1 protein-coding gene is annotated in these 303 nt (G+C 76.6%); it reads left to right on the top strand.

Annotated features, from left to right (window positions below):
• Positions 1–303: transglutaminase-like domain-containing protein (locus tag ACLBYB_RS33160; RefSeq protein ID WP_447701425.1), on the top strand; the 303-nt coding region annotated here is incomplete at both ends.

Genomic DNA, 303 nt, shown 5'->3' with positions numbered 1-303 from the left:
GCCTTCGCGGAGCGCGTCGCCGCCGAGGACGACGGTGCGACCTTGGCCCGACTCCACCGGCTGATGGGGGCTGTCCACGGTGCTGTGGCCCACGAGCCCGGTCCCGCGTGCGGCGTGGTGCCGGCCGGCAAGGCGTTCGCCGCGGGCCGCGGGATCTGCCAGGATCTCGCCCACGTGCTCATCGCCGCCGCCCGCCACATCGGCATCCCGGCGCGCTACGTCGCCGGCTACCGGGCCCGGGAGGACGGGCAGGCGGATGTCGAGGCGCCCCACGGCAGGGTCGAGGCCCTGGTGCCGGATCTC

The sequence above is a fragment of the Methylobacterium sp. D54C genome, from assembly GCF_053345595.1.
This window is presented reverse-complemented; position numbering and strand designations above follow the sequence as displayed.